The sequence below is a fragment of the Brevibacillus brevis genome (assembly GCF_031583145.1).
Taxonomy (GTDB): domain Bacteria; phylum Bacillota; class Bacilli; order Brevibacillales; family Brevibacillaceae; genus Brevibacillus; species Brevibacillus brevis_E.
Window position 1 is genome coordinate 5475600 of sequence record NZ_CP134050.1, and the last position, 21062, is coordinate 5496661.

Annotated in this window: 18 protein-coding genes and 1 riboswitch; of the genes, 3 read left to right on the forward strand and 15 right to left on the reverse strand. The window is 56.1% G+C overall.

All coding sequences use genetic code 11. From position 1 onward, the window contains the following. Positions 1-22: 22 nt before the first annotated feature. The 5 genes from RGB73_RS27085 to RGB73_RS27105 all read right to left on the reverse strand — a co-directional run bounded on the left by RGB73_RS27085 (position 23) and on the right by RGB73_RS27105 (position 7306). Positions 23-2092, reverse strand: coding sequence for a bifunctional aldolase/short-chain dehydrogenase (locus tag RGB73_RS27085; protein WP_310766238.1), 2070 nt, complete (start codon positions 2090-2092; stop codon positions 23-25). A 47-nt stretch (positions 2093-2139) separates the two neighbouring features. Next, on the reverse strand, positions 2140-3129 hold the full coding sequence (locus RGB73_RS27090) for an ABC transporter permease (RefSeq protein ID WP_310766239.1): 990 nt from the start codon (positions 3127-3129) through the stop codon (positions 2140-2142). Between the two features lie 2 nt (positions 3130-3131). Continuing rightward, positions 3132-4148 (reverse strand): ABC transporter permease, encoded by a 1017-nt coding sequence (locus tag RGB73_RS27095; protein WP_310766240.1) that lies wholly within the window; start codon positions 4146-4148, stop codon positions 3132-3134. Between the two features lie 19 nt (positions 4149-4167). After that, positions 4168-5715, reverse strand: coding sequence for a sugar ABC transporter ATP-binding protein (locus tag RGB73_RS27100; protein WP_310766241.1), 1548 nt, complete (start codon positions 5713-5715; stop codon positions 4168-4170). A 1030-nt stretch (positions 5716-6745) separates the two neighbouring features. Further along, complete coding sequence (locus RGB73_RS27105; protein ID WP_310766242.1) at positions 6746-7306, reverse strand: DNA-3-methyladenine glycosylase I; 561 nt, start codon at positions 7304-7306, stop codon at positions 6746-6748. Between the two features lie 161 nt (positions 7307-7467). Here RGB73_RS27105 and RGB73_RS27110 point away from each other — a divergent pair, with 161 nt between their 5' ends. Then, on the forward strand, positions 7468-7824 hold the full coding sequence (locus RGB73_RS27110) for a group I truncated hemoglobin (protein ID WP_310766243.1): 357 nt from the start codon (positions 7468-7470) through the stop codon (positions 7822-7824). A gap of 100 nt (positions 7825-7924) precedes the next feature. Here the strand turns inward: RGB73_RS27110 and RGB73_RS27115 are convergent, their stop codons facing one another. From RGB73_RS27115 to RGB73_RS27130, 4 genes are all read right to left on the reverse strand, one after another. Then, positions 7925-8230 carry an AtuA-related protein gene (locus RGB73_RS27115; RefSeq protein ID WP_310766244.1) on the reverse strand — a complete coding sequence of 102 codons (306 nt, stop codon included), beginning with the start codon at positions 8228-8230 and terminating at the stop codon, positions 7925-7927. A gap of 4 nt (positions 8231-8234) precedes the next feature. Continuing rightward, positions 8235-9551: an acyclic terpene utilization AtuA family protein gene (locus RGB73_RS27120; RefSeq protein WP_310766245.1), complete on the reverse strand. Its 1317-nt coding sequence runs from the start codon at positions 9549-9551 to the stop codon at positions 8235-8237. Between the two features lie 14 nt (positions 9552-9565). Next, on the reverse strand, positions 9566-10852 hold the full coding sequence (locus RGB73_RS27125; RefSeq protein WP_310766246.1) for a CitMHS family transporter: 1287 nt from the start codon (positions 10850-10852) through the stop codon (positions 9566-9568). Between the two features lie 189 nt (positions 10853-11041). Further along, a complete protein-coding gene (locus RGB73_RS27130) occupies positions 11042-12448 on the reverse strand; it encodes a sigma-54 interaction domain-containing protein (RefSeq protein WP_310766247.1) in 1407 nt (468 codons plus the stop codon). Between the two features lie 253 nt (positions 12449-12701). Between RGB73_RS27130 and RGB73_RS27135 the strand changes: the two genes are divergently transcribed. Next, complete coding sequence (locus RGB73_RS27135; protein WP_310766248.1) at positions 12702-12866, forward strand: hypothetical protein; 165 nt, start codon at positions 12702-12704, stop codon at positions 12864-12866. Between the two features lie 189 nt (positions 12867-13055). Here the strand turns inward: RGB73_RS27135 and RGB73_RS27140 are convergent, their stop codons facing one another. The 3 genes from RGB73_RS27140 to RGB73_RS27150 form a co-directional block, all read right to left on the reverse strand. Further along, positions 13056-14054, reverse strand: a complete 999-nt coding sequence (locus tag RGB73_RS27140) for an ABC transporter permease (RefSeq protein ID WP_310766249.1) — start codon at positions 14052-14054, stop codon at positions 13056-13058. A gap of 1 nt (position 14055) precedes the next feature. Continuing rightward, complete coding sequence (locus RGB73_RS27145) at positions 14056-15546, reverse strand: sugar ABC transporter ATP-binding protein (protein ID WP_310766250.1); 1491 nt, start codon at positions 15544-15546, stop codon at positions 14056-14058. Between the two features lie 72 nt (positions 15547-15618). Then, complete coding sequence (locus RGB73_RS27150) at positions 15619-16632, reverse strand: sugar ABC transporter substrate-binding protein (RefSeq protein ID WP_310766251.1); 1014 nt, start codon at positions 16630-16632, stop codon at positions 15619-15621. A 109-nt stretch (positions 16633-16741) separates the two neighbouring features. After that, positions 16742-16865, reverse strand: a riboswitch (SAM riboswitch). Between the two features lie 193 nt (positions 16866-17058). Between RGB73_RS27150 and RGB73_RS27155 the strand changes: the two genes are divergently transcribed. Then, a complete protein-coding gene (locus RGB73_RS27155) occupies positions 17059-18312 on the forward strand; it encodes an ATP-binding protein (protein WP_310766252.1) in 1254 nt (417 codons plus the stop codon). 48 nt (positions 18313-18360) lie between these two features. Here the strand turns inward: RGB73_RS27155 and RGB73_RS27160 are convergent, their stop codons facing one another. From RGB73_RS27160 to RGB73_RS27170, 3 genes are read right to left on the reverse strand one after another with little or no spacing between them, the layout of a single operon-like run. After that, complete coding sequence (locus RGB73_RS27160; protein ID WP_310766253.1) at positions 18361-18771, reverse strand: cupin domain-containing protein; 411 nt, start codon at positions 18769-18771, stop codon at positions 18361-18363. A gap of 1 nt (position 18772) precedes the next feature. After that, positions 18773-19606 (reverse strand): phosphoenolpyruvate hydrolase family protein, encoded by an 834-nt coding sequence (locus tag RGB73_RS27165; RefSeq protein ID WP_310766254.1) that lies wholly within the window; start codon positions 19604-19606, stop codon positions 18773-18775. Positions 19607-19658: 52 nt separating this feature from the next. After that, positions 19659-20912, reverse strand: a complete 1254-nt coding sequence (locus RGB73_RS27170; protein ID WP_310766255.1) for a Tm-1-like ATP-binding domain-containing protein — start codon at positions 20910-20912, stop codon at positions 19659-19661. Between the last annotated feature and the right edge of the window lie 150 nt (positions 20913-21062).

The window sequence follows — 21062 nt, forward strand, 5'->3', positions numbered from 1 at the left end:
AAGCATGGGACGCGGAAAATCCTTATCGTGTAAACGCAGCCGGCACCCCGCCATCGATCGTCAGCATGCAGCCTGTCGTCTTCTCCGATTTGGAAGAAGCAAAAAAGAGGATGCCTTCCGCGATGTCTCTCGGGTAAATGTTGACCAGCAGGGTCGTGCGCTTGCGGTAGTAGTCTTCCAGTTGGTCCGACTCGATCCCGTACGCGGCAGCCCGCTCATTGCGCCAGCTCGAATTCCAGATGGCCGAGCCTTGCAGGATGGCATCCGGCAAGATCGTATTCACGCGAATGCCGTACTCTCCCCCTTCTGCCGCGATGCAGCGGGCGAGGTGCACCTCCAGCGCTTTCGCCGCGCTGTAAGCCGTGACGTTTTTCCCGGCGTAGACGGAGTTCTTGGAGCCGACGAACACCATGTTCCCGCCGATTCCCTGTGCCTTCATCTGCTTGAATGCTTCGCGGGCTACGAGGAAATAGCCGGTTCCCAGCACGGAGATGTTCAGATTCCACTCCTTTAGGGATGTCTCGTCAAAGGGGCTGGAGGTCGCGAGTCCTGCGTTGTTGACCACCGTGTCGATCCCGCCGTATGCGAGGGCAGCCTCAGCCAGGGCAGCTTTCACTTCCTCTTCGCTGGTGACGTCCATCTTCACAGCGATGGCCCGCCCTTCTCCATACTGATCATTGATTTCCTGCGCCACCTTCTCCGCCCCGTCCAGATTCAAATCCGCCAGCACCACGTGGGCACCCTCGGCGACAAAGCGGCGGCACGTTTCGCTGCCGATCCCGCCAGCTCCTCCGGTGACGAACACCACCTTGCGGGAAAATTCCGCTTCCGCCGGAGCCAACGACAGCTTGTAGAGCTCCAACGGCCAATACTCCACGTTGTACGATTCGTTTTCACTCAGGGAAACGAATGTGCCCAGCGTCGTCGCCCCGCGCATGACGGCGATTGCCCGGTGGTAGAGAGCGCCGCTGACCTGCGCGTTGGCCCAGCTCTTCCCGGTGTTGACCATCCCCACACCGGGAATCAGGATGACCCGCGGGGCCGCTTCCGACATCGCGTCGCCCTCGTTTTTGTTCCGCTCAAAATAGCGCGTGTATTCTTCCTTGTACCGGGCAATGCCTGCAAGCAGGTTTTGTTTCAGAGCCTCGACGTCCCGCGTGGCCGGGTCCCACTCCACATACAGCGGCACCATTTTCGTGTGCACCAGATGATCCGGGCAGGCCGCACCGACCTGTGACAGCTGCTGCGCATCCTTGCTGCCAACGAATTGGAGGATATCCTCGGCGTCGTCGTAGGTCAGGAGCATCCGCTTCGTATCGCTCACCGCTCCGCGAATGACCGGCATGACCTCGGACAATATCTCTCTGCGCTCTTTTTGGGGAATCGTCTCATAGCGGAGCCCGCCGAAAAGGGTCTCTTCCTGCACCCTCGCCTCGATATAGGCAGCCGCCTCCTGAATGATCGCGATCGTTTTTTCGTAGCACGCCTCCGCTGTTTCCCCCCACGTCACCAATCCGTGCTTTTCCATCAGAACCAGCTCGGCTTGCGGATTTTCCCGTACGCCTGTCGCAATCATCTTGGACAGCGTGAAGCCAGGACGCACGTACGGCACCCAGACGAACCGGTCTCCGAAGATCTCCCGGGCCACCTCCTTCCCGTTGTCCGCGCAGCAGATGCTGATGATCGCGTCGGGATGGGTATGGTCCACATGAGGAAACGGCAGAAACGCATGGAGCAGCGTCTCGATGGAAGCGCGCGGATGCTTGCTGTCCACCATGCAGTGCGACAGGTACGCCACCATTTCCTCGTCAGACATCTCGTCCCGCTCAAGCAATGGCCGGATGTCCTCGAGACGCAGCCCTGTGAAGTGGCCCGCTTTCATCGTCGCGAGGTCGGAGCCGCTGCCTTTTACCCACATGACCTCGATCTCTCTGCCGCGAAAATCGGTTTCTATTGTTTTGGCGGAAGTATTTCCCCCGCCCCAGTTGCACACCCGTCGATCCGAGCCGATCAGGTTGGAGCGGTATACCAGCTCATCCAGTCCGGTTTGACATTTCGCCGCCTGCTCTCGATTCCATAAGCTCTGTATCATCTCGTACCTCCACGTTTTTCTGATTGATGGATGACCCTGTCCAATGGTCAGATTTTGACCCACTTTCGCAACCGCCCTTTGAGACCCGGCACCATGACCGCCACGATCAGCAAAAGGCCAATGATGATCAAAAGCATTTGGGCCGGCACGTTGACCAGGCCAAGCCCGTACCGCAAGAAGCCGATCAGGAAAATGGCGAGAATCGCACCGATCATTCTGCCTTTGCCGCCGGACGTGCTGATGCCTCCCAATACGACCATCGCAATGACATCCAGCTCATAGCCCGTGGCGATATTCGGCCGCGTGCTGCCCATCCGCGAAGTGAGGAACAGGGCGGTGACAGCCGACATGAGCCCGGCAAGCGTGAAGACGATGATTTTGATTTTGTCGACCTGTATCCCGGAGAACTGGCTGGCCGTCAAGTTGCTGCCCATCGCATAGACACGTCTGCCAAATGTGGTTTTGTGCAGCAAAAGCCCAAATATCACAGCAAAAACCGCAAAAACAATCAGGATAAACGGAACTGTTCCCACATAGCCCCATCCAAGAAACTTGAACCATTCCGGAAATTTGCCCGCAGCCTGATCCTCGAGCAGGATGTATGCAATTCCGCGGTAAATGATCATCGTCGCCAGCGTCACGATGACTGCCGACAGCTCCTTGAATCGCGTGATCAACAGCCCGTTGATGTATCCGCAAAGCGTACCGACCGCCAGGCAGATCACGACCGCCAGCTCCATCGGGACGCCCATGGTGTACAGGTCCGCCATCACGACAGAGGACAAGGCTACGATGGAAGCGACGGAAATATCGATATCCCCGAGGATGATGACGAAGACCATCGGCAGGACGATAAACGCCTTGTCAAGAAAGGTCATCGTCGCATCGCGCAGGCTGTCGGCGTTCAGATAATAGGGCGACAGGTTGGCGTTGATCACGTTGACCAGGATGAAAATGAGGACAAGCATCCATTCCCACTGCAGAAAAAAGGTTTTCCACGAAAACTCTTTGCGAGAGATGATCACTCTCTTCTCCATCGCTACATCCTCCTCTTCACCAGATTGTTCCGATCGACGCCTCGTTTGACCAATGCATTGATGATGACAGCGATGAGGATGATCGAGCCCTGAATGCCCATTTGCCAAAACGGGGACACGTTGATCAGCGGAAGGGCGTTGTTGAGGATCCCCAGCAGGATGGAGCCCAAAATGATCCCCGATATTTTGCCGGAACCGCCCGCGATGCTGACTCCTCCCAAGACGCACGCCGCGATGACGCTCAGCTCGTAGCCGGAGGCCGTGTCGCCCTGTGCCGATGCGAACTTGGAGACCCACAAGACGCCTGCCAATCCCGACAGTCCCCCCATGATCGTGTAGACCAGCCACAGGATTTTGTCGTTGTTGATCCCGCTGATTTTTGCAGATTCCGGGTTGCTTCCTACCGCGTAAATTTGTCTGCCGGTCCTGGTGTATGTAATGAAGTAGGAAAAGACGAGGTAGACCACGATCGCGATCACGATCAGCGTATTGAGCCCCAGGACAGAGCTCGTGGCGATCGCCTTGAACGAATCCGGCATCTGATGGGCGCTCACCCATTTGCCGCCGCTCACCATAAAAGTCAAGCCGCGAAAGGCGTTCATCATCCCGAGTGTCGCGATGATGGGAAGGATGCCTGCCTTGGCGACGAGCAGGCCAATGATCATTCCGCTGACGACTCCCACCGCCGTCCCCAGCAGGATGGCGAGAAGCGGATGGGTGTCGGGATAGGCGCTCACCGTCATGGCGGAAATCATGCCTGACAAAGCGAGAGTCGCCCCGATTGACAGGTCGATTCCCCTCGTCACGATGACCAGCATCATGCCGACCGCGAGAATGCTCAGAATGGCTGTATTCGTGACCATGTCATTGATGTTCTCCAGCGTCAAAAAGCTGGGATTGCGCAGCTGTACCCCCACGCACAGCAGCAGGATGAATGCCAGCAGGCCCACCTCGCGAAACTTCGCGATGCTGGCTGTTGCCGATGTCTTTTGCAGCGAATATTCTGGCACTTCTTTCACCACCTTTTTTCCTTGTGCATTACGACCCGAACGTCTCTGCCGCGCTACCCGCAATCGTCGCCGTCTCTGCGGTGCTGCTGCTCGCCATGGCGGCTGCCAGGATCGCCTCCTGAGTCACCGTCGCGCCATCCAGCGTAGCGGTCACCCTGCCCTCCCGCATGACGACGACGCGGTCGCTCATCCCGATCACCTCGGGCATTTCGGAGGAGATCATCACGACGCCGTAGCCTTGGGCTGCGAGGGTGCCGATGATTTCGTAAATGGCCGACTTGGCTCCGACGTCCACGCCTTTCGTAGGCTCATCCAGAATGATCACATCCAGATCGGCCGTCAGCAGCTTGGCGACGACGACCTTCTGCTGGTTGCCCCCCGACAGAGAGCTGGCCAGATCAAAGATGCTCCGCGCCTTCACTTGGACCTTCTCCGCCAGCGAATGCGCCAGCTCTGCTTCCTTTCTCTCCTGGATCCAGCCTCTGCTCGACAGCTTGCCCAGGGCAGACAGCGTGATGTTGCGCCCGATTCCCCACTCCAGGACGAGCCCTTGCTTCTGCCTGTCCTCCGGCAAGTACCCGATCCCGAGCTCCATCGCCTGCAGCGGATTTTTGATGCGGATCGGCTTGCCTTTGAGAAACACCTGGCCGGTTTCGTACGGGGTGATCCCGAAGATCGCCTGGCACACCTCGGTCCGCCCCGCTCCCACCAGACCGGTCAGGCCGACGATCTCGCCCCTGCGCACCGAAAAGGACACATCGGCAAAAAATCCGGTCTTGCCGAGCCCGTCTACTCGCAGCAACTCCTCGCCCGGCTTGGTGTCCTTCTTTGGAAAGAGCTGCGTGATCTCGCGCCCAACCATGGCGACGATCAGATCGTCGTGAGAGATGTCGGAAATCCCCCACGAGCCGATGTACTTGGCGTCGCGAAACACCGTGACCTTGCTCGCCAGTCGGTACATATCCTCGAAGCGGTGAGAGATGAAGATGATGGAAGCTCCGTTATCACGCAGCTTTTCCGCGATTCTGTACAGCTCCTCGCTCTCCCTCGCCGTGAGGGCTGCCGTCGGTTCGTCCATGATGATGATTCGCGCTTCGGTTGAAAGCGCTTTCGCAATTTCGACGATTTGCTGCTGGGCGACGCTGAGCGCTCCCATCTTCGTTCTCGGGTCGAAATCGGCACCGAGCTCCGTCAACAGCCGCTTGGCCTCGGCGTGCATGTCGCTCCATAAAATTCGCCGAGTTCGCTCCGTGACTTTTTCGTGTCCCATAAAGATGTTTTCCGTCACGCTCAGGTCGGGAAAACAAGTGACGTGCTGGTAAATGGCCGCAATCCCCAGCTTTTGGGCATCCTTTGGATTTTTGATATCCGCTTTCTGCCCGTTGAAGTAGATCTCGCCTTCATCGGGCAGGTGGACTCCCGTAATGACTTTGATGAAGGTGGATTTACCCGCTCCGTTTTCGCCCATAAGCGCATGGATTTCGCCCGGCTTGAGCTGAAAGTTCACCTGGTCGAGCGCCTTTACTCCTGGAAACGTTTTCGTAATTCCTCTCAATTCAAGAACGTATTCTGACATAAACGTCCTCCCGTTTAGAAAACTTGGCTTAGCCAACTACGAGGTCAGGCGAAGCACAGATTTCCGATCGTACAAGCCGGAAATGAAGTCTCTTTCATTTTTGTTTACACCTGTTTGTTTTTATATGTTTGATTATACAGCTTTGGTTTTTGTTTGACTATGATTAATTCTGTATTTTTTTATTATTCTCTGTTTTTATTTTTGTTCCTTAAAAGCTTCTCCATCCAACTTTGGCAGTGGGGGCGGAAAAAGGAGAAAACGCTGTGGCTCTTGGGTCGCAGCGGGGATGATTGACTGTCCAGCTCCATTCCAAAAGAGGAACGGCGTCCAAAAGCAGCGGTCTCGGGGGAGTCTCTCAGGGTTGGACGCTCGGGCGTGTTCCTCTTTTTCCATTGCGCTTGGGTCGCACCCCAAAGGCCTTCGCTTTTTTCTCCTTTTTCCGGGGCGAGCTTTGGTTGGTCCCAAGGGCTTGTGTGGGCACTGCTTCGCTGTCTTTGAAAGGCCTCTTGATCCAACTGTTGCCGTGGGGCGGAAAAAGGAGAAAACGCTGTGGCTCTTGGGTCGCAGCGGGGATGATTGACTGTCCAGCTCCATTCCAAAAGAGGAACGGCGTCCAAAAGCAGCGGTCTCGGGGGAGTCTCTCAGGGTTGGACGCTCGGGCGTGTTCCTCTTTTTCCATACCGCTTGGGTCGCGCCCCAAAGGCCTTCGCTTTTTTCTCCTTTTTCCGGGGCGAGCTTTGGGGTGATGATTGAAGGCATTTTTGTTGGCTCTGCTCCGCCGTTTTTAAAAGACTCTTCACTCCAACGGTTGCCTCGGAGGCGGAAAAAGGAGATTTCGCTCCAACTAGAATGGCGCTATCCTCGATACAATGGAATTTGACGATTTGTCAGGGGCAGCGGACCGATTGGAACCGTATGATTCCATTTTTCCAAAGCGAAAAGCCGCCTTCTGTGCATTCACTCAGAAGCGCGGCTTTACCTATCGCTGATGCTATTTATCCCTTTTTTACTTCTTTCCGAATCGGACTGCCTATTTTACTCTCCCGTAGCATTCGCATGTCGTGATGTGATCGTTGACCATCCCGACCGCCTGCATGAACGCGTAGCAGATGGTCGAGCCCACGAAGGTGAAGCCCCGTTTTTTCAGGTCTTTGCTGAGTTTGTCGCTCACTTCTGTGGTAGCGGGGACTTCCGACATGGACTGGAAATGGTTTTGAATCGGCTTTCCCCCTACGAAGGACCAGATGTAATCACGGAAGGAGCCAAATTCCTCGACTACCCGGAAAAAGGCTTTGGCGTTGGTGATGACCGCCTTGATTTTCAGCCGGTTGCGGACAATGCCTTCATTGTTGAGCAGCTCTTCTATTTTTTGCTCGTCGTAGTGGATGATTTTCTCCGGTTGGAAGTTGTCAAAGGCTTTGCGGTAGTTTTCGCGCTTTTTCAGGATGGTGTACCAGCTAAGCCCTGCCTGGGCCCCTTCGAGGTTGAGGTACTCAAACAAAAGCCTGTCGTCATAGACGGGAACTCCCCACTCGTGATCGTGATAGTCCAAATAGATAGGATCTTCGTTTACCCAGCCGCAACGGTTCATCGTATGGCTTCCCCCTCATTTTGCGAACGTGCATTCCTATGGATAGAATAAACAAAGACAGGCAGCCGCGCAAGTTTCTTGAAAGGCATCCCGTCACTCCTCATAAGTTTGCAGCATCCGTGGAATAGTGAAGGAGACGGATTTGCAAAAGGAGGAAAACCATGAGTACGTTTTACGAGAAATACGGCGGAGAGCAAACGATTTCCAAGGTAGTGGACTATTTTTACGACCTGGTGCTGTCAGACGAAACCGTCAATCGCTTTTTCGAAAACACGGACATGGAGAAACAGCGCAAGCACCAAACCAAATTCATCAGCTATGCCTTGGGCGGGCCCAACCAGTACACAGGCCAGTCGATGGCGAAGGTGCATACGGGGATGAATTTGCAGCCGGTCCACTTCGATGCGATCGTCCGCCACCTGAGAGATGCCCTCGCTCATTTCGGGGTAAACGAAAGCGATATCGGCGATGCGCTGGCCAAGGTGGAGGCGCTGCGTGACGATATTTTGTACAAGTGACGCCCATGCCGGAACCGAAAAAAAGGATAGACGAGCCCCTCACCAGAAAAACAGCGACACGATCCGAACGGGCACGTGTCGCCATTTTCCGTTATTCCGGCTACATCTCCATTTCCAAAAGGGCGTAGCTTAAGCTTTTCCCGTGCGTATCCATCCCTAGCGAGGTGGTGACTCCCCCAAGCAAAGCCTGGGAACAGACGAATTGCAAAGCGCTAATATTCGGCAGCTCGTAGCGGATGACCTCTCCGGACACGATCTCGCGCAAATGCTCTCTCACCGCGTCTGCCGTCACCTTTTCGCACAGCATGCCGTAATCCCGCTCGTCATAGGGGATGACGGAGACGATCAGCGTGTTGCCTTTGTCCCCGGCCCGGCTGTGAGCCAGCTCATACAATTTCCTCTTCATCTTCTTAACACTCCCGAATGGTTACTTGAGTCTGCACCTTGTCCCTCGGAATCAGGACGGAGACGATCCCGACCACTTCATGCACGTATTTTCGCGCTCCCCCGCCGCCAGCTGGACCATTGGTGTACAGGGCCTCCACTTCTTCCCCCACCTGTTCGGCGACAGCCTGGCTGGAGGCTTTGGCCGCTACGCGCAGCCGAACCTCATAGGGCTCCTCTCCATGCCCGAAGGAAGTGCGGTGCACGGAATTGCAGCCGATCAAATCGATTCGAATATCCGAAAACGAGCGGGCTGTCAGTCTTTCTCGGATGATCTCGCCTGCCAACCGGGCTCTGGCCGGGGCATTGGAGCCTGCATAGGAGATCTCTCCTTCCCCGATGTACCCCGCGTGATACCCGACGCTCACCTTCAGCGTCTCCGGCTGCCCGCTTCCTTTGCCTCCCGATACCTGGACGCGGTCCGGCCCGAGCTGGCGCAACGAGACAGACGAGAAGTCTACCGTGCTGTCTGGCGTCAAATACGCGTACGGGTCGGTCACCTCGTAAAGCAGCTGCTCTTTCACGGTTCCCAGGTGAATGACGCCGCCGGTGCCTTCCACTTTGGAGATCACCGCCGAACCATCCGGCTCGACGTCGGCAAACGGGAAGCCCAGCTCAGCCAGCCCTGCGACATCCTTTTTCCCCGGATCGGCGAAATACCCGCCCGTGATTTGCCCGGCGCACTCGAGCAAATGCCCGATGACGGTTCCTTGCGCCAGCTTGTCCGTCTCTTCCCACGACCAGCCGAAATGGTGCATCATCGGAGCCAAAAACAGGGAGGGATCGGCTACCCGGCCTGCTACGACGATATCGGCGCCCGTCTCCAGAGCAGGCAGGAGCGCGTCCGCTCCGATGTACGCGTTGGCGGAGATCAGCGGCCCGTACGACGACAGCGGTTCGCCCGCCTCCAGTGTCCGCTGCCCGGGAGAAAGCTGCCCGAGCACGTCGTCTCCCGTCACCGCTGCTACCTTGATCGCGATGCCCTGCCTTTTGGCTATCTCGACGATCTTCTCCGCCGCCGCCACCGGATTTGCTGCCCCCATATTCGTGACCAGCCGTATGCCGTTTTTCTTCAGGATCGGCAGCAGCGGCTCCAATCTTTTTTCCAGCAAGGAATCATAGCCCATAGCTGGATCCTTCAGCTTTCTCCTCTGGGCAAGCGCAATCGTCCGCTCCGCCAGACATTCCAGCACCAGATAGTCCAGCCCTCCTCGTTCGGCCAGCAAAACGGCCGGCTCCAGTCGGTCTCCGGCAAAGCCTGCTCCTGAACCGATTCTCAACATATTCAATCACCTCATCATGTAATAGCACCTGTTGCGAGGGCGACGATGGTCATGACGATCGTCGTACCGAACGCCCATTTGAAAATAAATCGCTGATGCTCGCCCAGCGATACGCCGGCAAGCCCTACCAGGATAAACGTCGACGCCGTCAGTGGGCTCAGTGGAAACCCGGTCGTCATCTGCCCCAGAATTGCTGCGCGTCCGACCGTCAGTGGATCGAGGCCGAAATTTCCGGCCGTCTCGCTGAGGATGGGCAATACGCCGAAGTAGTAAGCATCCGGGGTGAAGACGAGGCTGAGCGGCATGCTCGTAACCGCTACGGCTACGGGAAGGTAGCTGGCGAGCGAATCCGGGATGATCGAGACCAAAGCGGTTGCCATCGCTTCGATCATTTTGGTCCCCGTCAAAATCCCCGTGAAGATGCCCGCGGCGAAAATCATTGTAATGACCATGACGACGTTGCCCGCATGGCTGGTCAGACGCTCCTGCTGCTCCTGCGGCTTGGGATAATTGATCAGGAGCGCGATCGCAAAGGCGATCATGAACAGGACCGGAAGCGGGAGCCAGACTTCGATCAAGGCAACCACCAGCACGACCGTCAGCAAGAGGTTGAACCAGAACAGCTGCGGCCGTTTGGTGTGATCGGTACCCAGCTGCACGTCTGTCTCCGCGTCGCCAAGATCGACAATCCCGAGGCGGGCACGCTCCTTTTTGCCCAGCCAGTAAGAGGCGAACAGCACCCAGACGATGCCGGCTATCATTGCGGGAATGACCGGATTGAACAAGTGCGCGGAGTCCGTGTGCAGGACGGTCATCGCTCTCGCCGTCGGCCCTCCCCACGGCGCGATATTCATGACCCCTGCCCCGAGACAGACGATTCCCGACAATACCAGCGGGCTCATGCGCAAACGCTTGTAGAGCGGCAGCAAGGCGGAAATCGTGATCATGAATGTCGATGCACCATCCCCGTCCAGCGCCACGATCATCGTGATGACAGCGGTTCCGACAGCGACCTTCATCGGATCTCCCTTCACCAGCTTGACCATCCGCACGATGAAGGGATCGAACAGCCCCGTATCGATCATCAAGCCGAAATACAAAACGGCGAAGCCGACCATGATGCCCGTCGGCGCAACCTTCGAAATTCCCTCGAGCATCATCTTGCCCATGACCGGAGCAAATCCGCCGATGACGGCGAAAGCAAGCGGGACGAGAATCAACGAGACCATGACTGACACGCGTTTCGTCATAATCAATACAAGAAAAAGTCCAACCGTCAAAAATCCAAATAACGCTAACATCCACAACCCCCCATCCAGTATGACCTTCAAAAGACCTTGCGCTACTTGGTTATGCAAGCCCCATACCAAAAAAGAAAACGCTTTTATGAAGCGCTTTCTTTTTTCCGGATTTCTATTTTTTTAGAATCGGGTTGTGGGAAGGATCGTCCAAATCCTTGCGGGAAAGCACCGTTACATTTCATTAGAATGCTATTCTAAAGATTTAGAATCATCGGAGGGATTCAGATTGTACTTGCGCATTTTGTTGTACAGCGTAGCCAGGGACACTCCCAGCTTGTTCGCCGCCCTCTTCCTCTCTTCCACATCCTCGCCAAACTGCCGCAGCGTCGCGGATATCCACTGACGCTCCGCATTTTCGACGACCTCGCGCAGCGTAACACCGGGATCGGCTGCTGCCAGATCGGCAAAATTCCGCGGGAGCTGCTGCAGATATGCCGGCAAATTGTGCACCTGAATCTCGCGCCCTTCTGCCATGCACATCGCGTAGTCCATCGTGTTTTTCAGCTCGCGGATATTCCCCGGCCATTCGTATCGAAGCAGCAGCTGGAAAACCTCTTCGTGAACGCTCATGCGCGGCTGTCCGCCTTCCGCCGCCAAAAAAGAAGCGACCAGCCCGGGAATGTCTTCTTTGCGGTCGCGCAAGGAAGGAATGTGGATGGACAGAACATGCAGACGGTAATACAGATCCTCGCGAAACAGCCGTTTCTCGACCAGCTGTCCGAGATCCCGGTTCGTGGCCGCTATGACGCGTACGTCGATCTCCCTCTCCCTGACCTCCCCCACTTTTCGGATGGAGCCCTCCTGCAGGACGCGCAGCAGCTTGGCTTGCAGTTCGTATGGCAGCTCGCCGATTTCATCCAGAAAGATCGTGCCGCCGTTGGCGATCTCAAACAGCCCGGTCTTCCCGCCTTTTTTCGCATGGGTAAAGGAGCCTTCCTCGTAGCCGAACAGCTCGCTTTCCAGCAAAGCTGCCGGGATGGCCGCGCAGTTGACCGGAATAAAAGGGCGGTGGGCTCGTCTGCTTTCGTTGTGAATGGACTGGGCGAACAATTCCTTCCCGGTTCCGCTTTCGCCCGTAATCAGCACGGGGAGCTGGGAGTCGGCCGCTTTTTTGGCGATCCGAACGAGCTCGGAAAGGCCGCCGCGCGCACCCACAATGTGATCGAACGTGTATCGGGCACGGTACAGCGATCCCATCGTCTTCTCGAGCTGCTGCAGCTTTTGCTTGTTCTTTTCCAGCTCCAAAGACAGCTTGTGCACTTCGGTCAGCCCTTTGCAGATCGAAACCGCCCCTACGATCTCCCCTTCGATTACGATCGGGGCCATGTCGACGACGTACTCGGTGTCGCCCTCCTTGCGATAAATCCCCACGCGCGCTTTGCCGTCCCGAAGCGTCTCTACCAATTGGGCGCCCGGCCGCACGGACCGCAGCGGTTTTCCCATGATGACCTCGGGCCTTACGCCGGTAATTCTCGTATACTCCGGGTTGATCAAGCGGACGATCTCTTCTCTGTCGATGACGAGCACGCCGTCGTGAATCGAATGGATGATGGCGCGGAACCACTCCTGATCCTGGTCCAGGTATTGCTTGCGCATGTCGACCCTTTCCTTTCTATCCTGTCTTGCATCTCTCGTTATATTGTAGCACCAATCCCGACCGTCCGCAGTCTCGCGGAAACGGCGGCCTCTTCAGGCGCAAATCATAGAAGATAGAATTTTACCGGAACCTTTTTCTTGCAATTTCAGTCTGGTATAGACGGGAAAAACCACATACTATCTATAGTAAGGAGAAGCAGCCGGGAAAGTGGCTGCCCTCGCCAAAACCATTAACAGAAGGAGGAATCTGCGCATGAGAGAGTTGCTGATCGCAGGAGCCATAGTTGCAGCGATTTCCTCTATCGTTTCGGGGGTGTCCATCGCTTCCCCCATCGACGCTCCGGACGGCATGATCGCCCTCCACGATGAGGTAGACGGGATCTATGTACGAAACGGGATGCTGCTCGATTATCACTAGCGGCCACTCCCATCCCCCGATCGGCTCGCAAGAACATAACTTTGGCGGAGCCTTTGTGTCCTGCCCCCTCAGTCTGAACGGGATCCAAAAGCGAAAAAGCAGCTACTCGGGCTCGCACCTGAGATCGCTGCTTTTTTGCTTGGAGAACCGTTCGTGATTTCGCCCGCATGGCGTCTTTTCTTCGTCCGATTACGCCTTGCGCTTCCGGCGCAGCTGGTAGTACGTGATGGCAAGTGCCAGCGCCAGCACAATTCCTTTGACGATGTCGTATGCATAGTACGGCAGGTTGAGCATCGTCATCCCGTTCAGCAGCACCCCGATCAGGATCGCTCCGACAAAGGTGCCAAAGACGTTCGGTTTCCCCGCGCCGAACACGGAAAAGCCTACGAAAGCGGCTGCGACTGCGTCCATCAGCATCGAGCTGCCGCTGCTGACCTGGCCGGTCCCGATCCGTGCAGCGAGGAGCATCCCGCCCAGCCCGGAGAACAGCGCAGACAGCACGTACGCCAGCGTCCGGTAGCGGTCGACCGGAATCCCGGACAAGCGCGCCGCTTCGAGGTTGCCGCCCGTCATGTACAGCATCCGGCCTTGGCGCGTATAGGTCAAATAGATGTGGGTGACGACCACGAGCAGGAAGGTCAAGATGACCGGGACCGGAACAGAAGCGATCTCCCCTTGGCCCAGCCACAGGAACCAGTCCTGGAATTTTCCGGGCGCCGTCGATCCGTCTTCCATCGGCATGTTCGCGTAGATGGAGTATCCTTTGGAGTACGTCATCTGAATGCCGTTGACGATATAGAGCATGGCGAGGGTCGCGAGCAAATCGGGAATGCGGATCTTCACCGTCAGCAGCGCGTTGATCAGGCCGACGAGCAAGCTGAGCACGATCGGGACGAGCAGTGTCAGCCACGCGCTTTGCTGGTACCAAACCATCATCGAGGCAGACACGATGGTGGTCAAGGAAACGGTCGAACCAACCGACAGGTCGAAGCCGCCGACGATCAAGGAAAACGTCACCCCGATCGCCACAAAGGTCACGATCGAAATGGATCGCAAAATATCGGTAATGTTGTCATAAGTAAAGAAATATTGGTTGGTCAGGCTGAAGACCAGCATGACGATCACGATCACCGCGACAGTACCGTACTTGTACACAAAATCAAACAGGCTGAATTTCTTTCCTTCCACATTACTCACCTCCGCTTGCATAATACATGATCACTTCTTGCGTAGCTTCTTCGCGGCTCAGCTCTTTTACGATCCGGCCCTCGCACATGACGAGAATACGGTCTGCGATCCCGATGACCTCCGGAAACTCGCAGGAAAAGTAAAGAATCCCTTTCCTTTGCTGGGCGAGATTTCCGATCAGCCGGTAAATGTCGCTTTTCGCCCCGATATCCACGCCTTTGGTAGGCTCGTCGAACATGAAGACGCTGGCGTCCGTTTCCAGCCATTTGCCGATCGCTACCTTCTGCTGGTTTCCCCCGCTAAGAAATCCGACCAATTGGCTGATGTCCGCCGTTTTGACTCCCAGCCGCTGGACCAGCTCCCGGGCCAGTCCCGATTCGGACCCGCCACGGACAAAGCCGAAACGCGACCACTTGGTCAGAGAGGCAACCGACAGATTGTTTTTGACCGATTCCTCGACGAAAATGCCTTCCTTCCGCCGTTCTTCCGGCACGAGCACGATCCCGGCATCGACGGCATCTTTGGGCGTACGCAGCTGCAGCGGCGCTCCTTTCAGCCGGATGTCCCCCGCTTCCGCCGCATCCGCGCCGAACAGCAGGCGGGCCAGCTCCGTTTTGCCCGCTCCGACCAATCCGACGACTCCGACGATCTCTCCTTCACGTACCGTCAAATCGGCTCCGCGTACTTTGCCGCCCTTTGCCCCTTTGACTTCGAGGATGGGCTCGCCGATGTCGACCTTGGCTTTCGGGAATTCCTCTTCAAAGCTTTTTCCGAGCATGTGGCCGATAATTTCGTCGATGCTGGTGCTCGCCGTCTCCGTCGTGACCACGTGCCGCCCGTCCCGCATGACCGTGATGCGGTCGCAAATTTCGAAGATTTCCGGCAGGCGATGGGAGATATAAATAATGCCGACGCCTTCTTGCTTGAGCTGGGCGATGATCTGAAACAGCCGTTCACTCTCCTTCGTGCTGAGCGGCGCGGTCGGCTCGTCGAAAATGACGTATTTCGCTTTTTGCAGCGCAGCCCGCGCGATCAGGATCAGCTGTTTTTCGGACAAGGAGCACTCTTCGACGGTCATTTTCACAGGAATGGAAAAGCCGAATTTGCGAAGCAGCTCCTCTGACTCGTCGTAAAGCCGCTTCCAGTTGATCCATCCCGATCCCGTTGCCTGAACGAGCCGGTCCTGCAAAATATTTTCGGCTACGCTCAGATAAGGAATCAGCGCGGTATCGACTTCCTGGTACACGCATTGGATCCCCAGCGCCTTGGCATCCTGCGGAGACTGGATCTGGACCGTCTCGCCGCCGATGGAGATCGTCCCGCTGTCCAGCTGGTACGCCCCCGTGAGAATCTTCATCAAGGTGCTTTTTCCCGCCCCGTTTGCACCCAGCAGGGCGTGCACTTCTCCGGCCTTTACTTCAAAATCGACGCTGCGGAGGGCGGGAACACCGGAAAACTGCTTCTCGATTCCTTGCATTTGTAAAGTGGACACTCCATACACCCCCTATATAAGGAAGATTCCCGTTGAGCTTTCAACGGGAATCGCCAACCATTCTATCCGATCTTACTTGCCCCACTCTTTCACGTATTGGGGAAGGTCGCCCATCGTTACTTTCTTATCCTTTGGCAAGTCGTCCTGTTTCACGAGAACAGGGTTCAGCTTCACGTTGTCTGGCACTTCTTCGCCTTTGATTTTCTTGAATACGGTCTCGGCCTGGATGCGTCCGATGTTCGACGGATCTACCGCAGCCGTTGCTGTCCAAGGAGAGTTTGCGTCTTGCATCATTTGCAGGTCCTCGTCGCTCAGGTCGATGGAGTACACTTTGATTTCCGTGCGTCCCGCCTGTTGGATCGCGCGAGTCGCTCCTTTGGCGAATTCATCCCAGGATGCCCATACCGCGGTGATGTCGCCTTTGTTCGGATACTTTTTCAGGATGGCTTCCATTTGCGATTGCGTGTCTTGGGCAGTGTTGTTGGTGGCCGATCCGAAAGCAGCCACTTCTTTTACGTCCGGATATTTTTTCAGGAACGATTCATACGTGATTTGGCGTTTTTCCATGGGGGCGAAACCGGCTACCCAGATCTTGACGATGTTTCCTTTGCCGCCCGTGTCCGCCGCCAGCTTCTCGAGGCTCAAGTCGGCCAGCTTCTGGTCGTCCTGCTCGACGATCGGCACTCCCGGGATTTTGATGTCCGTGTCGAAGAGTACGACCGGAATCTTTTTGTCCACCGCTTTTTGGGTGCCTTGCTGCAAAGCTTCCGCTGTACCGTGGTCAATCAGGATGCCATCAAAGTGCTGGTTGACCGCCGCATCCAGATTGGACGCCATCTTCGCCAAATCGGTGTCCGCGTTGAATACGGTGAGCTCGCCGCCGTTTTTCTCCACTTCTTTCTTGACCCCGTTGATGTATTGTGCCGAAAAAGTCCCAACATTTTGACGCATAATCAACGCAATTTTCTTTGTTTTCTCACCAGACGCACCGCCAGCTGCATTTCCGCCTCCGCCGTTTCCGCATGCCGTCAATGCGAGAGACGCTGTCAGTGCGAGTGTGACCAATAGACCCAGTTTCTTTTTCATGGATGCTCCCCCTTTTGTAAATCGCTCGTCGCAGAAAAGGTCTTTGTTTTTGCCAATAAGAAAAGCCTCTTCCACAGATGAAAGAGGCTTAAATCAGCGAGATTCCCGCCTCTTATCTGTCAGGTAAAACGCTACCTGTTGGAGTTAGCACCTTGGCTCGCGAGACGTCGGTCGCGCGTGCTAGGTTGCCGGGCTTCATAGGGCCAAATCCCTCAGCCTTCTCTGGATAAGAGTAGTTTTGATTTTCGTTTCGTTGCCGTTGTATATACAGACTATAATCCCGAGTTGCCTATCTGTCAACAAGGGTTTTTTTAGATATTTTGCGTTGTTGTGACAAATTGCCCCCCTATGGCATGGAGGGATTGGACCACATGGTGTCGAAATATCGGGAAATGATAGTGAGTCAGCCTTCGGTGGAGATGCCAGATGAGCCTAATAAAAGAATTGATCCTGCAAATTTTCTTTGTGCTGATCCCATTCGTCCTGTTCAACATCTACTACCGGGACAAAATGCGCAACTACAGCGATGTGTTCATTCTCGTAACGAGTTCGATCAGCCTGTTTCTCGCCATGACGTTTTCATCCGCCGTGATCGACGGCATTATTTTTGACGTTCGGTATGTCATCATGTTCTTCGGGCTTGTCTACGGCGGAATCCAGACAGGTCTGCTTCTCCTTGCCGAATTCGTCATCTACCGGATTTATTTGGGCGGCGATGGTGCAGTGGTCGCCCTCGTCATCTCGGTGATTTCCTTTTCCGTGTCTCTGCTTCTGTACCGAACATACAAAACAACCCACCGGAAAACGCTCTTCACCCTTTTGATGGGCATGCTGTTTTCGTTTATCGCCCTGATTCTGACCTATTTCTACTTCCCTCGTTATTTTGTCGAGAACTTGATGTTCCATCTTTTGGTTATTCCATTGCAAAATTCGCTGGGCAGCTGGATCCTGATGTCTTTGTTCAGCAAATCCGTGTCTGACAAGGAAATTTTCATCAAGCACGCGCAAAACGAAAAGATCGAAACGATGAGTCACGTCGCCGCCTCGCTCGCCCACGAGGTACGCAATCCGCTCACAGCGGTCAAGGGCTTCCTGCGGCTCATCCAGGAAAATCCGTCCGATACGATCAAAACGACGCAATACATGGGGATTTGCATGGAAGAAATCCAACGCACGGAAGCAATCCTCTCCGAGTACCTCGCCATCTCGAAGCCGCTGACCAACCGGCATGAGCTGGTGAATGTCGCCGAGCTGCTCAAGGTGATGCGGGCTGTCATGTCTCCTTTTGCCATCCTGCACAATGTAGAGCTGGATGTCCGTACGCCGGATACTTCGGTCAACATCATGGCCAATCCGGATGAAATCAAGCAGGTCCTCGTCAATTTCATCAAAAATGCGATCGAGGCATGCGCAGACGTCCGACGGGGTCGCGTGTTTCTCTCCTTGAGCGTTGAGGAGGGAAAAGCGGTCCTGGTCATCAAGGACAACGGGATCGGAATGGACGAAGGACAAATGAAGCGGCTGGGCTCGATTTACTTTTCCACCAAGTCAAGCGGCACGGGGCTGGGGCTCACGTACTCGTACCACGTCATCCATACCATCGGCGGTACAGTCTCCGTGAACAGCAAGCCGAATGTGGGCACCAAATTCTCCATCATCTTTCCTTATCAAGAGCAATAATCCCCATATCCGGGAAGCGGGTATGGGGATTTGCTTTGGTTGACACCGCTACGGGCGCGTAAACCTTTGAAACTGACCGGCCGGCACTTCTTTGAAGTCAGGCAGTGTCGTCAGACCTTTTTCCGCTCCTCCCGGATTGTAGAAGGCCAGCAGACGCAGCGGCTCCCAGCCTGTGTTGTAGGTAGAATGGAAGACCGCTTGCGGGATGTAGATGACGTCTCCGGCCTTCACAGAAAACGGCTCTTCATCTCCGATCATCTGCCTCCCCTCTCCGGACAGCACGTACAGGATCTCCTCCGCATCCGGGTGATTGTGGCGGTCGTGCCCCTGTTCGGGAAGCAAGATCACTTCCCCGAAAGTCACCTTGGCCCCTTCCGTCTGATCCGGTGTGATCATCCATTTAATCATGCCCCAGTCAAATGAGTGGGTCGAAACGTCGTTCGGATGGATCTGTTTCAATTCATTCCCCTCCATGTCCGATGGATTTGAATTTGCGCATGTTTGCAGAAATGGCGACTTCGGTAGGAAGCCGCTCCATGCTCGACGCCCCGAAGAAACCGACTACGCCCGTCGTTCTCTCCAGCACGTAGGCGGCATCGTCCGGCTCGGCGATCGGGCCGCCGTGGCACAGCACGATGATGTCCGGATTGACTTCCTTGGCTGCGTCATGCATGGCTTGTACCCGTTCGACTGCTTCATCGAGCGTGAGAGCCGTCTTCGCGCCGATCGTGCCGGAAGTGGTCAGCCCCACGTGCGGAACGAGGATATCGGCTCCCGCTTCGGCCATTTTTCTGGCCTGTTCCTCGTCGAAAACGTACGGAGCCGTCAAGAGCCCGAGCTCGTGCGCGTGGCGAATCATGTTCACTTCCAGGTCGTAGCCCATCCCCGTCTCTTCCAGATTGGCGCGGAAATTGCCATCGAACAGCCCTACCGTCGGGAAGTTTTGCACCCCGGTGAAGCCCATTTCCTTCAGCTGCTTCAGGAACACAGGCATCAGGCGAAACGGATCGGTGCCGCACACGCCCGCCAGCACCGGCGTTTTCTGTACGACCGGAAGCACCTCGCCCGCCATTTCCACCACGATCTGGTTGGCATCGCCATACGGAAGCAGCCCCGCCAGAGAGCCGCGTCCCGCCATCCGGTAACGGCCGGAGTTGTAGATGATGATGAGGTCTGCGCCTCCCGCTTCAGCTGACTTTGCCGACAGGCCCGTGCCTGCCCCTGCACCGATGATAGGACGTCCTGCCTGGATTTCGCTTTTCAAAGTCGCCAGTGCTTGTTCTCGTGTGATCATGAATCGATTTCCTCCTTTTGTGGTTCCCAGATGATCGTTGTGATTGTTGACTTCATGTCCGCTGACTCGGGACGGACGCTTGCAGGAGTGCATGGAGACGCTCTGCCATGGCGCGGGCGAATACAGGATCGTTCATGTCCGTATCCATCTCCACCCATTCGACCACGGCTGGATCTACATGCTGGCGCAGCGCCCCGATCAAAGCCTGGTCTGCCGCCGGATCGTGGAACAGCTGTCCTTCCTTGGAGAGGATCGACACCCCGCGCAACGGAACAAACAGCGCGACCGGGCCCTTCGCCTGATTCAGCTTGAGTGCGATCCGGCGCCCCAGCTCCGCGCATTCCTCCGGTGTTGTGCGCATCAGCGTCACCGTCGGGTTGTGTTCGTACAGCAGCCTTCCTTCAAAGCGGTCCGGCACGGTATCCATCGGTCCGAAATTGACCATGTCCAATGCCCCCAGCGATACGACCTGCGGAATTCCCAGCTCGCCTGCTGTCTCCAGACGATGCGGCCCTGCCGAAAGCACGCCGCCTACCAGATCGTCGGCCAGCTCGGTCGTGGTCAAATCGAGAGCTCCCCGGATAAATCCGTCACGCATCAATGCCTCCATCGACTGTCCGCCGGTGCCGGTCGCATGGAAGACGAGAATTTCATACCCGAGCTCCTCCAGATGCTTGCGGGCCGTCTCGACGGCTGGCGTCGTCACCCCGAACATCGTAGCGGCGATCAGCGGTTTTTCGCCTGCCAGCTCGGGGGCCGCAGCCTTGACCATGCCGGCGATCGCCCCGGCTGCGTTGGACAAAATCCGGGCGGAAAATTGATTGATCCCGGCGATGTCGACCACCGAGTACATCATGGCGATATCCACTTCCCCGACGTACGGCCGTGTATCGCCCGATGCCATCGTGGAGACCATCAGCTTGGGCACTCCTACAGGCAGCTCGCGCATCGCCTGCGTGATCATCGCCGTTCCGCCCGAACCCCCGAGTCCCAATATCCCTTGCAAGCGTCCTTCGCCATGGAGCTGCTTCACGATCATCGCCGCCCCGGCTGCCATCGCTTTGATGGCCGCCCCGCGATCTTCCGCATCCACGAGCTCCCGCAAGCTGCTGCCTGCCGCCTGCGCGACCTCTTCTTTTGTCACATCCGGCTGAACCCCCGGCTCTCCCAGGACCCCCGCGTCGATCAGGAGGACGTTCAATCCGCTCTCATGTAAGCGCTCTCGTATATAGCCATACTCGGTTCCTTTGGTATCCAATGTGCCGAGCAGTACGACAGTGGGTGTTCGTTGCAGCTGTTGTCCCATCTTGTCCTTTCCCCTTCCCATGGAAATGTGCCTGCCATCCACTCTATAAAGCAACGATCATGCCAATCGAAAACCGTTGGGAAATCAGCATGGGAAAGGGCAAGGCGAGAAATGTTTTCCCACGCAACTTGCCCACTCCGAGAAAAAAAT